Annotated in this window: 13 protein-coding genes and 1 riboswitch; of the genes, 6 read left to right on the forward strand and 7 right to left on the reverse strand. The window is 53.5% G+C overall.

Features of this window, described 5'->3' with window-relative positions; genetic code table 11:
- Position 1: 1 nt before the first annotated feature.
- From TPRIMZ1_RS0103345 to TPRIMZ1_RS0103370, 6 genes are all read right to left on the reverse strand, one after another.
- Positions 2–1,213 (reverse strand): ABC transporter permease, encoded by a 1,212-nt coding sequence (locus TPRIMZ1_RS0103345; RefSeq protein WP_010254671.1) that lies wholly within the window; start codon positions 1,211–1,213, stop codon positions 2–4.
- A 13-nt stretch (positions 1,214–1,226) separates the two neighbouring features.
- Complete coding sequence (locus TPRIMZ1_RS0103350) at positions 1,227–1,646, reverse strand: DUF4418 family protein (RefSeq protein WP_010254672.1); 420 nt, start codon at positions 1,644–1,646, stop codon at positions 1,227–1,229.
- A 149-nt stretch (positions 1,647–1,795) separates the two neighbouring features.
- Positions 1,796–3,085 (reverse strand): O-acetylhomoserine aminocarboxypropyltransferase/cysteine synthase family protein, encoded by a 1,290-nt coding sequence (locus TPRIMZ1_RS21100; RefSeq protein ID WP_010254676.1) that lies wholly within the window; start codon positions 3,083–3,085, stop codon positions 1,796–1,798.
- Positions 3,086–3,900: 815 nt separating this feature from the next.
- A complete protein-coding gene (locus TPRIMZ1_RS0103360) occupies positions 3,901–4,710 on the reverse strand; it encodes an ABC transporter permease (RefSeq protein WP_010254678.1) in 810 nt (269 codons plus the stop codon).
- Positions 4,707–5,510, reverse strand: coding sequence for an ABC transporter ATP-binding protein (locus TPRIMZ1_RS0103365; protein WP_010254680.1), 804 nt, complete (start codon positions 5,508–5,510; stop codon positions 4,707–4,709). Before TPRIMZ1_RS0103365 ends, TPRIMZ1_RS0103360 begins: the two co-directional genes overlap by 4 nt.
- Positions 5,511–5,520: 10 nt before the next feature.
- Positions 5,521–6,510, reverse strand: a complete 990-nt coding sequence (locus tag TPRIMZ1_RS0103370) for an ABC transporter substrate-binding protein (RefSeq protein ID WP_010254682.1) — start codon at positions 6,508–6,510, stop codon at positions 5,521–5,523.
- A 117-nt stretch (positions 6,511–6,627) separates the two neighbouring features.
- Here TPRIMZ1_RS0103370 and TPRIMZ1_RS18350 point away from each other — a divergent pair, with 117 nt between their 5' ends.
- The 6 genes from TPRIMZ1_RS18350 (at position 6,628) to TPRIMZ1_RS0103400 (ending at position 13,165) form a co-directional block, all read left to right on the forward strand.
- Positions 6,628–7,545: a cytochrome c biogenesis CcdA family protein gene (locus TPRIMZ1_RS18350; protein ID WP_010254684.1), complete on the forward strand. Its 918-nt coding sequence runs from the start codon at positions 6,628–6,630 to the stop codon at positions 7,543–7,545.
- Between the two features lie 10 nt (positions 7,546–7,555).
- A complete protein-coding gene (locus TPRIMZ1_RS0103380) occupies positions 7,556–8,200 on the forward strand; it encodes a TlpA disulfide reductase family protein (protein WP_010254686.1) in 645 nt (214 codons plus the stop codon).
- Positions 8,201–8,242: 42 nt separating this feature from the next.
- Positions 8,243–8,403, forward strand: a riboswitch (FMN riboswitch).
- A 112-nt stretch (positions 8,404–8,515) separates the two neighbouring features.
- Positions 8,516–9,532 carry a BMP family ABC transporter substrate-binding protein gene (locus TPRIMZ1_RS0103385; protein WP_010254692.1) on the forward strand — a complete coding sequence of 339 codons (1,017 nt, stop codon included), beginning with the start codon at positions 8,516–8,518 and terminating at the stop codon, positions 9,530–9,532.
- Between the two features lie 18 nt (positions 9,533–9,550).
- Positions 9,551–11,173, forward strand: coding sequence for an ATP-binding cassette domain-containing protein (locus TPRIMZ1_RS0103390; RefSeq protein ID WP_010254695.1), 1,623 nt, complete (start codon positions 9,551–9,553; stop codon positions 11,171–11,173).
- Positions 11,166–12,242 (forward strand): ABC transporter permease, encoded by a 1,077-nt coding sequence (locus TPRIMZ1_RS0103395; protein WP_010254697.1) that lies wholly within the window; start codon positions 11,166–11,168, stop codon positions 12,240–12,242. Before TPRIMZ1_RS0103390 ends, TPRIMZ1_RS0103395 begins: the two co-directional genes overlap by 8 nt.
- Positions 12,239–13,165, forward strand: a complete 927-nt coding sequence (locus tag TPRIMZ1_RS0103400; RefSeq protein ID WP_010254706.1) for an ABC transporter permease — start codon at positions 12,239–12,241, stop codon at positions 13,163–13,165. The genes TPRIMZ1_RS0103395 and TPRIMZ1_RS0103400 overlap by 4 nt, the downstream gene beginning before the upstream one ends.
- Before the next feature lie 16 nt (positions 13,166–13,181).
- On the opposite strand, the gene TPRIMZ1_RS0103405 is transcribed toward TPRIMZ1_RS0103400, so the two are convergent.
- A complete protein-coding gene (locus tag TPRIMZ1_RS0103405) occupies positions 13,182–14,330 on the reverse strand; it encodes an Lsa36 family surface (lipo)protein (RefSeq protein WP_010254707.1) in 1,149 nt (382 codons plus the stop codon).
- Between the last annotated feature and the right edge of the window lie 36 nt (positions 14,331–14,366).

Genomic DNA, 14,366 nt, shown 5'->3' on the forward strand with positions numbered 1-14,366 from the left:
ATCATTCTCCTTCCCGCATGGTATAGTAGGTTTCCGCCCGGCTGATTTTGACGGCGCTGTAAATCGAAGCCAGGGGTCCCACTATGAAGGATAGGACCAGGCTTACGACGGTAATCCAAAGAAGCTCCAAGCCCCTGGGCTGAATATAGGGCAGCTGCAGCCGTAGGCTGATAAAAGTACTGAACGGAAATACCACCAACGCCGCAAGTGCCGTGCCGATAAGCCCCCCCGTTAGCCCGGTCAAGGCGGCTTCCTGCAATACAATGGCCGCCAACTTTTCCCTGGTAGCCCCTAATACCCGGATAACGGCAAATTCTTTTTTTCGTTCATTGATCGATCCTGAAAATACCGCTCCCAACACCACCACTGCGAGGATCCAAAGGACCGCAGAAAAACCCTTGGCATACGCGGTCAGTGCGGTCAGGCTTTCCGTAATTCCCTGAAACATTCTGCTTGAGGCGATAACATCCACCCCGGGGTTTTCATCCTTTATCAGCCTGCTGACCTTGGTAATGTTACTATCCTTATCTAATCGTACTAAAATAGAAGAAATCGCCCCTTCCGGTTCCCGGTCGGCAATAAAGATATATCCCTCCTTATGAGCGGCATCCACCAAGTCACGGAGGGTATTCATGGTCATAAAAATAGATGTATCCAGCCCGGAGGCGGCTTTTCTCAGCTTTGCCGCTACCGGGTAGTCATGGTTAAAAAATTTCAAGGCTCCGGATTTTTGTACCGTGATTTCACTACCCACCACCATTTCTCCGTCCTTAATACCGTCATGCATAACCTCTGCAATCCATGGCTGGACAACAAAATCGGTTTGGGGATCAAACCCGATAAGCTGAACCGGCAGAGAACAGCATTCATCCTCCAGGGAGGTCAGATAAAACTGGGGGCTTAGTTGTTTTATCCCGTCCACTTGGGCGATATTTTGAACCAGCGCCTGATTAAAATAAAAAACCTGGGGCTCTCCCCTGAGCAATAGGGCCGACGCCTTTTCACTGTAACCCGAGGGGACCACCATCAGGTCTGCCCCAAAACGCTGGATCATACGATCTATACCGTTCCGCAGACTCGCGGTTAAGACTGCGCCGCTAAAAAGGGTAAAGGCCACAATAGCCGCTGCAATGACCAAGCAGGCAGTACGGAAGGGCTTATGCAGCAAATTACGGATCGCAATCCGCCTGGTTGTTAAAGATTTGTATCCCATATTTTTTCTCCTTTTATTTATTTAGTTTAGTTTTAACTAATATCAGACCATTAAGAATCGCTCCGAGGAGCAGAATATTACTCAGAACCGTGAGCGCCGGCAGGGCCAGAACCCGGCAGGAGGCGCGGCCGTGATCGCAAACCCCGATTAGGACCGTGGGGATGAACAGGGCCAACAGGGCGTTTAGAAAAATCCCAATACCCAGCCCTAGCCGGATTTGGGGAGATTTGAACCAAAAGTTTAAGGCGCCCAAAATTGCAATGACCAGACCTATACCCAATTCAGCCCGGGCGGTCCAGAAACATTTCATGATCATGGTTCCCACCACCTTGCACACGGGAAACAGGGTAAGTGGGCCAAGGGCGATAAAAAGGCCAATTATAATGAAAAAAACCGCGGAAATAGGAAGCGCGGAAATATGTTTTTTTGACATATATTCTCCTATATCTTAGTAAACTTAAGTAAATACTAGTTTATAATGAAAAATTTGTCAATGGAAGAAATATCCATAATGTTCAATTAAAAAAGGGCTGCCCTTCTCAATACCGGACAGCCCTTCTCATTTCGCTCTTACTTCTCAGCTTACTTTACCGCTTCAAAGCCCTGCTTCAGGTCGTCGATGATATCATCAATATGTTCGGTCCCGATGGACAGCCGCACGGTGTTGGGCTTTATGCCCTGGACCAACAGGTCCTTTTCTTCAACCTGGGAGTGGGTGGTGGAAGCCGGATGGATCACCAGGGACTTTACGTCCGCCACGTTAGCCAGGAGAGAGAAGAGGTGCAGTTCCTCGGTGAAGCGCTTGGCCTTTTCCGCGCCGCCCTTAAGCTCGATCGTAAAGATTGAACCGCCGCCCCGGGGGAAGTAGCGTAGGAAAAGATTATGGTCCCGGTGATCCGCCAGCAGCGGGTGATTCACCTTTTCTACCTGGGGATGGGTCTTGAGGAAGTCCAGCACCTTAACGGTATTGGACACATGGCGTTCCACTCGCAGGGATAGTGTTTCCAGTCCCTGGAGGAAGAGGAAAGCGTTGAAGGGAGAGAGGGCCGCGCCGGTATCCCGGAGCAGGGTGGTCCGCGCCTTGATGATGTAAGCCACGGGGCCCACAGCATCGGTAAAGACTACGCCATGGTAGCTGGGGTTCGGCTTACTGAGGCCGGGGAACTTATCGCTCGCTGCCCAATCGAACTTACCGCCATCCACGATAACCCCGCCAATGGAGGTTCCGTGCCCGCCGATAAACTTAGTAGCCGAATGGACCACGATGTCCGCTCCGTACTCAATGGGGGTTAAAAGATAGGGCGTAGCAAAGGTGTTGTCCACAATTACCGGGATACCGTGGCCGTGGGCGATCTTCGCCACCGCTTCAATATCAACCACCGATGAATTGGGGTTGCCCAGGGTTTCAAAGAAAATAGCTTTGGTGTTGGGCTTAATGGCCTTCTCAAAGTTTTCAGGCTTACTGCCGTCCACAAAGGTGGTCTCCACACCGAGATCCTTAAAGGTGTTGGCGAAAAGATTGTAGGTACCGCCGTAGATCTGGAAATCAGAAACGATGTGATCCCCCGCTCTGGTGATATTCTGGATGGCGTAGGTGGTAGCGGCAGCCCCGGACGCGGTGGCCAGCGCGGCGACACCTTTTTCCAGGGCGGCGATCCGCTGCTCGAAGACATCCCAGGTGGGGTTCATGATACGGGTGTAGATGTTCCCCCCTTCGCTCAGGGCAAAACGACCGGCGGCGGTTTTGGAATCCTTAAAGACATATGAGGATGTCTGATAGATAGGTACCGCCCGTGCATCGGTGGCGGAATCCGGCTTCTCCTGGCCCACATGGACCTGGAGGGTTTCAAACTTGTAATTCTTGTTTGCCATAATGTATCTCCTTCTGGCTTTATAGAATTCGGTAGCGTTCCTTTCTTTGGAACCAAAATTCTGAACATGGTAAAATCCCTCTTCGGAGATGGCCTTGTCCCCGTAGAGTTTCTTATCATTCCCCACGGGGCACACCACGGTGCAGACCCCGCAGGGATAACGCAATTCCGTACGCAGAAACTGGTGGTACTGCGCGCACTTATACTTTTCCATATCGTTGATGATAGAATCCGGCCGGGGTGTAAAGGCGCCGATGGGACAACCCCTTTGGCAGCGTCCGCAGCTGATGCAAAGCTCCTTCTCCTGCAAGGGGCTCCCGGTAAATTCCACATCGGTAATCACCGACACCCAGCGTACCCGGGGCCCGTACTCCGGCGTAAGGAGGCAGTGGTTAGCCCCGATGGTCCCCAGCCCGGCATACTTGGCCGCCATAACCTGGGAGAAAGCCGCTTCCGGTTTTTTCACCAGGGCGGAAATCTCCCCATACCCGTCCCGGGGAAAAAAGTGCGCCCTATGGCCCAGGGAGAAAAGCAGGCTCGCCATCCTATAAGCCGCATCGTCCAGCAACCGGTTAGTAGTGTTGTACAGCTCGGAGTACAGATTAGACGGGGTAGTTTCCGCCATGGGCAGAAAGATAGGCACCCCGGCCACAATAACTGTTTTGCTCCACGGCCAAATACTTTGCGGGAAATATTCCCGGTGCTGATTCCCCGTCTCCTGCCACCGCTCCACCGGCGCAAAACCCAAAAGGCTTAACCCCAGTTGATCCGCATAAGAGACAATTTTTTCTTTCAGTTCATCATTACCGCTCATCATTATTCTCCGGCGCGTATATCTTCTTTCCAGGAAGTAAAGAACCGTTCAATGGTATGGAGCACATAGTTCAGTCCCAGGCCCAACACGGCGAGCATCACAATCCCCCCGTACATCTCCGGTGTGTTAAAGGTTTGCTCCGAATAGATTACCAGATATCCCAGCCCCGATGTAGCCCCTATCATCTCGGCGGCAACCACCGCCATGACGCAGTAGGATCCCCCCAAGCGTATACCCGTAAAGATTTCCGGCGCCGCTGCAGGGAGGACGATGTTAAGAAAGATGTATCTTTTAGAAGCCCCCATGGAAACAACGGAGCGGACCAGTACCTTGTCTATGTTTTTTACCCCCGTGGCGGTATTGAGCAGTACCGGCCACAGACTGGCCCAAAAGATGATGATCGTCTTTGAAAGTTCCCCCAGGCCGAAGAACAAAATGAAAACCGGGAACAGGGCAAAGGCGGACATTTGACGAAAGGACTGGAAAAGCAAGTTGAGGTACCGGTCAATGTTTTTGAAATACCCGATGAAAAGCCCCAGCACGACCCCCACCGCCGCGGAAACCGAAAGGCCCACCACCGCCCTCCTCAGGCTGATGAAAAAATGTTTGGACAGATCGCCGCGCCACGCCATGAGGTACAAGGCCCGGAGTACCGCCGAGGGAGGAGACAGATAAGTGGCCCTGACCAGATGAAACCGGGGAGCTAATTCCCAGAGGGCTATAAAGAGGATAAGACCAATGCTGCGGGAGAAGAGATCCCCGCCCTTTTCGTAGAGCATCTTGCGATACTTCGTAACGCTTAGCCGTTTCATAGGTAGGCTCCGAAACTCTGGACTTGCAGTACTTCCTGCTGCAGGAGCTCCCACACATTTTTCCTGATCCGGGCGAATTCCACCGAGTTGCGTATTTCCTCAGTCCGGGGCCGCGGGAGGTCAATGGGGAAAATCTCCTTGATATGTCCCGGACGGGAACTCATAAAGGCCACCCGGTCCGAAAGGAGTATGGCCTCATCAATACTGTGGGTAACAAACACGATGGTTTTTTTATCCGCCTCCCAGATTCGCAGTAATTCTATCTGCAGGGTCTCCCGGGTCTGGGCATCCAGGGCGGCGAAGGGCTCGTCCATGAGGAGCAGGTCCGGGTGATAGGCTAAAACCCGAGCTATGGCCACCCGCTGGCGCATACCGCCGGAAAGCTGATGGGGATACTGATTTTCAAAGGCCGATAAACCCACCAAATCCAGGTAGTGGTGCGCGATCTTCCGGCGTTCCTTACGTTCCACCTTGCGGATCTCCAGGGCCACCTCCAGATTCCGTATCACCGTGCGCCAGGGGAGCAGGGCATAGCTTTGAAACACAATACCCCGGTTAAAGCTGTGCTTTTCCAGGGGCTTTGTGTCCACCAGGATCTCCCCCTGGTCGTAATCGTCCAGGCCCGCCAGGATATTGAGGAAGGTTGACTTCCCGCATCCCGAGGGTCCAAGGAGGGAAAGGAATTCCCCCTCATTGATATCCAGATCAAAATTATCCAACACCGTAAGTTTTTCTTTTTTACCGAGGCTGTTTTTAATCTGAAATTCCCGGTGTACCTGCCGGGCCTGGATTTTTACCATAACCGTATCATTACACCTTATTCGCCGGATTAAGCTGATTAGTGAAAACCTGGTTCGGCTTAACCTGGCCGGGGGTCAATTTCTTTTCCGCCTCAAGCCGATCAAGCCAGTACTGGACGTTCAGGTCCGGAATGATTTGGTCCGGATAGAACTCGAACATTTCGGTTTCCTCTAGTTTAAAACCAAAGCGCTTGGCCATCAAGGCCCGGGCTTCTTCCCGGTGGTCGTTGTTCCACTGGGCTGCCCGTGAGAGGATTTCCGTCAACTCCGTCACTGCCTCGGGGTGATCCTTGAGGAATTTCCCGCTCACCGAGTAGGGGCACATGCCGCTGATCCCGCCGTCGATATCCCAGTCACTAAAGAGAAGCCGGAAGTCGGTGGTATTAGCGCTGGCCCTGCCCGAAGACAGGGGGTGGATGATGGCAACATCCGTGTCCCCTCTTAGCAGCGGCACTTCCTGCTCAGCATCCGGGGCGGTGCTCATTTTAATGGAACTGGGATCAACCCCGTTATCCAGGGCGTATTTTTTAGTCACATATTCGGAGCAGGCCCCAAAACTGTTGATCCCCAGGGTCTTTCCACCAAATTCTTTGATAGACTGGATATTCGAATTGGCCGTAACAAAGTACTTCATATGAGGATTAGCCTGGGTAGATTTACTACCCGCTGCAAAGATTTTAATGTCGGCGCCGCTGGCCACCGCCGCCACCACCAGCGGGGTATGACGGTTCGCCACATCCAGGTCGCCGGTAGTCAGGGCGGGAATCATCTGCCCTGCGGCGATCTGCCCCACATACTTAGGTTTAACCTTGGCGTTATCGAAGTAGCCCAGATCATCCGCCAGGTAGATCAGGTCATAATAAACCCATTCGGGGTATTTGAATTCTACCACCGCATTGGGATCCGATGGCTTCTGCTGCCCACCGCCGGCAAATACCGCCGATGGAGTGACAACCAGAGCCGCAAGGAAGAAAAACAGGAACTTTTCACATAACTTCATCTTTTTCTTATTTCTCCTTTCATAATAGATATAAAACACATAGGTTTAGTATGCTTTACTTGTACCAATTTATACTATATACTTATTAATGTCAACAATTTTTTGTAGAGGAAAAACATGTTTCACCAGGTGTCCATCCTGCTGGCCTTTGGGGCGGGCCTGCTTTCGTTCCTATCCCCCTGTATATTACCCCTGATCCCCTCCTATCTCGCCTTCCTTGGCGGTATGGCAAACAAACGCCACCTGGTTGCGGCAACCCTAAGCTTTATCCTGGGGTTCAGCGTGGTCTTTACCGTCCTGAGCATACTCTTTTCGGGAACCTTTCTCCTTTTAGGCGGAGCAGCCCGGTATATCAACATAGCGGCGGGGATCATGGTCATCCTCCTTGGCTTGAATGTCCTCTTCGACTTTCTTAAATTCCTGAATTACGAAAAACGGGCAACGCTTACCGGACGTCCCAAGGGCTTGGCCGGGGCTTTCCTGGTGGGTATCGCCTTTGGCGCAGGCTGGAGTCCCTGTGTAGGGCCCATCCTGGGCAGCATACTCCTCATGGCCGGGCAAAGCGGAAAAGCCGGTCAGGCTATGCTGTACTTGGCGGTGTATTCCGCCGGGCTGGGGCTGCCCTTTCTGGCTGCGGCGGTCTTTTTTAACCGCTTTCTCAGGGGCGCTGCAAAACTCCGCTCCCACCTGCCCCTGATAAAACGGATCAGCGGAATCTTCCTCATCGGTATCGGTATTTTCATCCTCCTGGGCCAGTACCAGCGGCTGAATATCTTCCTGCTAAAAGCTGAATATGCCTTCTCGTCCTGGGCTAAAACCGGGGGTCTCCCGGCACGTCTTTTGCCGGCCATCTTCTTTTTCATTATCGCCGCCTTACCCCCGGTGTTCCGGCTCCTCAAGAGACGACCCCTGCGGTCCTGGCCGCTTATCATTTTTTCCGGTATCTTTAGTATCCTGGGTATTGTCCAGGCTGCGGGAATGCTGGACAGCGCGGGTCTCATTGCCCGCTGGCTGCTCTACCGGCAGACCATATAGGAGTTTAACAATGATAAACAAACAGTTTTTATGCGCCCTGTTCATTTTGGGAGCCCTGCTGCTCTTCCCCCAGTGCGTTCCAGCCAAAGGGGCGTCACAAAAAAACAACGATACCACCGGCACGGCGGCTCCGGCGGAAGAAATCGATTGGGATTCCCTGCCGGAAATAGACCCGGGTGTAAAACAGGCTTTCGAAGAACTGGGCATTCCGGTTGTAGACCGGCCTATTCCTATATTTGACTTTTCCGCAGAGCTATTAGACGGATCTTTCATCAAACTATCGGATTTCAAGGGCAAGGTGGTATTCCTCAATTTCTGGGCTACCTGGTGCGGCCCCTGCAGAATGGAAATGCCCTCCATGGAAATCCTGTACCGACGCTTTAAAGATCAGGGGCTTGAGATCCTGGCAGTAGATGTCCGGGAAAGTAAAAAAGACGTCGCCGCCTTTATGGACGAGCTCGACCTTAGTTTTCCTGCGGCCCTGGACCCCAGGGGAGATATTGCGGCGATCTACGGAATTGAAGCTTTCCCCACAACGTACATCATAGGCCGGGATGGGAGGATCATCACCAGACTTGTGGGGGCGATAAACTGGGATATCCCGGAGCTAATTGAGCTCTTTCAGATTTTGCTGAAAGTTCCGGCGGCAGAGTAAATCCCTATTGACCCAATGGATTATTGCTGCTATCTTTTAAGAATAGATTTTCAGGGTCGGGTGATTGAAGGCAGCTTCATGATTCCCAACCGGCGGTTATAGCCCGCGAATCCGGGATTGTTCGAACCAAAGGTTCGTAGGTCCGGGATCGAACCGGTGAGATTCCGGTGCCGACGGTATAGTCCGGATGGAAGAAAATCTCGGGTCCGAGCCCGAATTTCCCATGAACCTGCGCCCTGGATTTTTGCTGCGGAACATTCCGTAGCGTGCCGGGGCTTTTTTTGGCCCCGATTGGAAATCCCATTGGAGGCCTCTGTGAAAAAGGTACTAATACTCATTACTCTTACAGCGTTACTGTTCGGTTGTCGCGGCGGTAACTCCGGCGGATCCAAGACCGGCCCAGCGAAGACCGTATCCATAGGCATATTCATCCCCGGGGTTATGTCCGGAAGCCCCCTCTACGAAATGCTGGCCCTCGGGGTACAGCGGGCGGCGGCGGAAAACACCGGCGTTGAAACAACGATTATCGAGGGCGGTTATAACCAGGCGGAGTGGGAAAGCCGGGTAACATCCATGGCCGCTTCCGGGGATTATGATCTTATCGTTTCCTCTAATCCTTCCCTTCCGGCGATTGCCTCGGAGGTATCTGCAAAATTTCCCAAACAGCATTTCCTGCTTCTGGATGGAGAATTATCGGGGAATCCCGCTATCTATACCATGCGTTATAACCAATGGGAACAGGCCTATATGGCGGGGCATATCGCAGCATTGGTTACTAAAGCTGCGGGTCAGGGCCAAACCAGAATTGGTTTGGTGGCAGCCCAGGAATATCCTGCCATGAACGATATTATTCTTCCGGGCTATAGGGAAGGCGCCCAGGCGGTTGATCCGGCCTTTACCGTGGATTTCCGGGTGGTGGGAAATTGGTTTGATGCGGAACGGGGCGCCCAGCTCGCGGAGGAAATGATCCGCAATGGTGCGCCGGTTATCCTTCCCATTGCCGGAGGCGCCGGAGCAGGGGTCCTTCAAGCAGCCTCCGAAGCGGGGGCCAAGGTGGTTTGGTTCGATATCAATGGCTATGATCTGCACCCGGGAACAGTGGTGGGGAGCGCGGTATTGCATCAGAACAGGGCTGCCTATGAGCAAACAAAGCGATATCTGGAGGGCCGTCTCCCCTTTGGCAGCGCCGAAATGGTTGGGGTAGCGGATGGCTATGTGGACTTTATTGAAGATGATCCCCATTATATCGCAGCGGTCAGCGGAGAATTACGGGAAAAACAGACCCTGCTTGTTGAGCAGATTCGTTCAGGGGTTTTAGTTTTAGGAAAATAATGGAGGGAGTGGAACACGGTGGTGGAGCTTAGGGGCATACAGAAATACTTTCCTTCCAACGGAGTTACCGCCCTGGATAACGCTGAATTTGATCTTCGGTCTGGAGAAATCCACGCACTGCTGGGAGAAAACGGGGCGGGAAAGTCTACCCTGATGCATGTTATGGCGGGATACCTAAAACCCGGAGCGGGGCATATCCTGATAGACGGGAAGGAACACCATTTTACCGCCCCGGTGGATGCGCTTTCCGCCGGGATCGGTATGGTCCGCCAGCACCCCCACCTGGTACCGGGATTTACGGTTTGGGAGGATTGCATACTCGGCGCGGAGCCTAGTACGGCAGGAATAGTAAACCGTAAAAAAGCCCGAATACTGACGCAGTCCGTTTCTGACCGCTGGGGTTTCGATCTGCCCTTGGACAGGAACACTGAGACCCTCACCGTAAGCCAGCGGCAAAAAACTGCCGTCCTCGCACTTCTTTTGCGGGGGGAACTACACCGAAAGCATCGGGAGGTACGTTATCTTATCTTTGATGAGGTAACCGCGGTCCTGAGCCCCGGAGAAACCGATAGCCTCTTTGCCCTTTTCAGGCGCCTTAAAGCGGAAGGGAGGGGCATCTGTATCATTTCCCATAAGCTGGAGGAGACCCTTAACCTTGCCGACCGGGTAAGTATTCTGAGAAGAGGTAAAACCGCCGCCGTCCTAAACGCCGCATCCCTGGATGGTGAAAAGGCCGGCAAACTGATGTTTGGAATTGAACCGGTAGAACAGACTACAGCCATGACAGTAACGCTAAACTCTACAGCGCTGACGCCGGACCCCGGTGTGGGTGATGCTGCGGAAAAACAGGGACTGCGGGTAGAGGGTTTGTCGGTAGAAGTCCGGGGCCGGCCTTTTATCCGCAATGTGGATCTGGAACTGCCTCAGGGGAAAATTCTGGGCATTGCCGGGGTCCGGGACAGCGGCCTGGAAACTCTGGAACTGGGGATAACAGGATTCCTGCATCCTTCGGCGGGGAAGATTTTCCTCTGCGGCCAGGACATAACAGGCAAGGGGCCCCGGGCTTTTCGGGCTGCCCGGGGGGCCTACATCGGCGCGACCGGCAAAGCCATGGATCCATCACTTCGGCTTCGTGATAATATCATTATCCACGCCCACCGCCGTTCCCGGCGGGGTTTCCGGGGCAGATTCGGCATCATGGATGAGGAACTGCTGAACTCCTGGATGAAGCGTATTCTGGAAGCGGCCAAGGTCGACCGGAACCCCAAGGTCAAGGCGGATTCCCTTTCCGGAGGTATGATGCAGCGGGTCATCCTGGCCCGGGAATTTGCCGAGGACGCAGCGTTCCTGATACTGGCGGAACCCGGCTGGGGGCTGGACCGTCCCGGCCGGGAAGCGCTGGCCCGGGCGCTTAAACAGAATGCTGCTCAGGGGAAGGGGGCGCTTATTTTTTCTACCGATGTGGATGAACTGCTATCCCTATCAGATGAAATCCTGGTTTTACGGAACGGAGAATTTTCCGATAGAATTTCCCTTGGGTCTTTCCGCGGGCAGGAAGAAACGGTTATGTTTCGGGAACTTAAAGAACGAATAAGCCGTGCCATGGTTGGCATGACCGGGGGTAAACAGATCAATGTTTAAATTAAGCCACACTAAATCTGTTTTATTCGTTCCCGCCGCCCTCATTGGGGCGTTCATTACGGTTATCGGCGCAGTGTTACTAACGGTAATCATTATCGTGTCTAACACCTCTGCCCCTCAAACATCGCTCATTGCTTTTTTTATCAGCCCCTGGGCTTCCCCCTGGTTTTTGGGGAATACCCTGGATGGAATAGCATTACTGCTCACCGCGTCCATGGGCATAACCATAGCTTTTAGGGGCGGCTGCTTTAACCTGGGCGCCGAAGGACAGGTTTACCTTGGCGGTATCGCCGCTTCGGCGGTACTCCTCAGTCCCGCAAGCGGGAATGGGGCGTCCGCGGGGCTGCTCTGTCTTGCCTGCCTTGCAGCTATGGCTGCAGGGGGCGCCATGGGAGCGCTTTCGGGAATCCTAAAAAGGCGCTTTGGGGCAAATGAATTGATCACCTCGTTTCTGCTGTCCGCGGCCCTGGTTCCGGTGGCGGATTACCTCATCTCGGGCCCCCTGCGGAATCCCGGGGGAAACCTTCTGGCTACCCAGCGCTTTGCCGCAAACCGGCTGCTCCCGCGGCTGCTCCCCCCCTCAAATCTTTCGCTTTCCTTTGTGTTTGCCCTGGGCCTGATCCTTCTTGGACATATCTTCCTCTACAAAACCGTCTGGGGTTACCGGTTCAAAACCGCCGGTTCCGCCCCGGAATTTGCCCGCTACGGAGGGATTAATCCCGAACAGCGCTGGATTCCGGCTATGACCGTATCGGGCAGCCTTGCGGGGCTCGCCGGGTTTTTCGCCGTGGCCGGTACCTACGGACTTTGCCACCAGGGCTTTTCCGGCGGCCTCGGCTGGAACGCCATAGCGGTGGCCCTCATCGCCCGGAACCGGCCCTTGGCGCTGATCCCCGCGGCCCTTATTTACGGCTGGCTTAAGGCCGGTTCCGAATCGGCCCTTTTGGCCCGGGGTTTGAACTTTGAAACTTCGGCCTTCATTCAGGCGGTGGTTCTTATCCTTGCCACAATCCACTTCTCGGCGCCGCTTATCCTAAAGTCACCTTTTAAGAAGGAATCAACCCCATGACAGGCCTCTTTTCCGCTGAAATGATACGGAGCTTACTCAGTTCCGCCGCCCCCCTGATGATGGGCAGCTTAGGGGCGCTCTTTACAGAATTATCAGGAACCTTGGGAATTTTTATTGAAGGCTTTATGACCCTGGGGTCTTTCTTTTCCTGGATCTTCGCCGGCTGGACCGGATCGGCGGCGGCGGGCATCATCCTTACCGCAGTCCTGGCGGGCCTTGCCGGCGGCGGCCTTTCCCGGTTCGTCCACGCCACCGGAGCCGACCCCTTTATCGCAGGGTTGGCCCTTAACCTGGCCGCCGTGGGCATCACCGACTCTCTTTCCATTATTTGGTTTGGTACAAAGGGGGTGCTCCGTAATCCGAATATCCCGGTCCCCGGACCGGTGACCATTTCCCTGCTGGAGCGAATCCCCGTCATCGGAGGGATACTTTCGGGGGAACGCCCTTCGGTGTATACCGCCTGGGGCCTAACCCTCCTGGCCGCCCTGATCATCGGCAGGACCCGGGTGGGCCTGCGGCTGCGGGCATCGGGGCTGTCGACAATGGCGGCGGCGGAACGGGGAATACGGCCCCAGCGCTACCGGGAAGGCGCCTGGGCAGCAGCGGCCTTTCTCGCAGCCCTGGCCGGAGCAGCCCTGACTTTCCGGGTTGGCGCCTACGCCCCCGGCGGGGTAGCCGGCCGGGGTTGGATATGCCTGGCCGCAGTGTTTCTGGGTTTCCGCCATGTGTGGGGGGTTGCCATCGCAGCCCTGGTATTTGCCCTGGCGGAACGCATCGGCCTGGGGGCTCAGTTTTTCGGAACCCTGCCCGCCACGGTATTTCTGGGACTTCCCTCTGCGCTGGCCCTTGTGTTATATACCCTTTCCAACTTCATCAATAGGATCAAAAAAACCCCGCTGCCCGGCGGGGTTTCTCGGGATTAAAACGCTTCTGTTAAAATTATAAAGAAACCCCTAAGGTAATGCCTGCGTTAAGACCGGTTCCATCCCCGAAGTACAGGGTAACAGGAATATCAAGAATAACCGGCCCTATCTTAAACCCAATACCGGTCATAAGTTTTGGGTTGAAAAAAGTTGGGGCCACATCCCCGCCTCCGGATACGCTGAGTGTTCCGGGTGTTGACTGCTTAATACCGGTACCGGGAGCTACCTCTTCCAAGGTAACATCACTGCTTAGCTTAAGGTTCATATCGTTTCCCCCAAAAGCAATATCCACCCCTACTCCCAGGGCGATATTTAGGAACGAAAGAAGGTGGACGGCGGTAGTAGCCTCCAGGGGTATGGTAACGGTATTGGTGGTCATATCAAAGACAAGCTTCGGATCAATGTTAATATAACCGCCATTAACAGTCACACCTGAAACCGATACCTGCCCTATTGCTTGGCGGTCTACGTCTATATCCATGCTATAATTTAACTTGGTATTCTGATATATCAACCCGGTTCCCAGGGAGAGACCCCGCCACTTGAGCAAGAAGGGAACAATGGTTAGCTCCTTCAGCAGCTGATAGTTACCCACCACCCCGAGGGACAGGGTGTTAAAACCAAAGCCATCAATAAGATTATCATCCAGCTTAAACATACCGAACCTGAACCCAAGGTCAAGACCATCTAAAAGCCAGCGTGATGTATTAAGGTTAAACTGTCCGCTTATCGCCTGAATATTAAGCCCCAGGCTAAGATCCCCCTCATCTTCCAACTCGTCGGCAATACTATCAAAATAATCTCCAAGCCCACTAAGGCTCGATCCTATCTTAACGCCCACCGTGGAGCCTATGGTAAAGGTAAAGAGATCGGGTTCCCCATAGCCCCGCTGGGTGGCCCCATGGCTGGCAAATACCGATGCATCCGCAAAACCTTTTATGAGTTTCTCGGGCTTTGGGTCTATTTTTTCGACCTCCTCGTTAAGATCATCTAATGCATCATTCCAAGATTCTTTGATTTGACTATTCAATGCACCAACAATAGCCGCATATTGTCCCGGTCCGGTGACCTTCGGCTCCGTACCTTTGATTTCAAGGGCAAAAACCCCCACCCCAATAAAAGTAAAAAGAACAAAAACCACGACAAATTTTCCAAAATACTTCACCCTATCCTCCTTAAATATTGTATATACATGTCGATC

Source organism: Treponema primitia ZAS-1 (assembly GCF_000297095.1).
GTDB classification, from domain to species: domain Bacteria; phylum Spirochaetota; class Spirochaetia; order Treponematales; family Breznakiellaceae; genus Termitinema; species Termitinema primitia_A.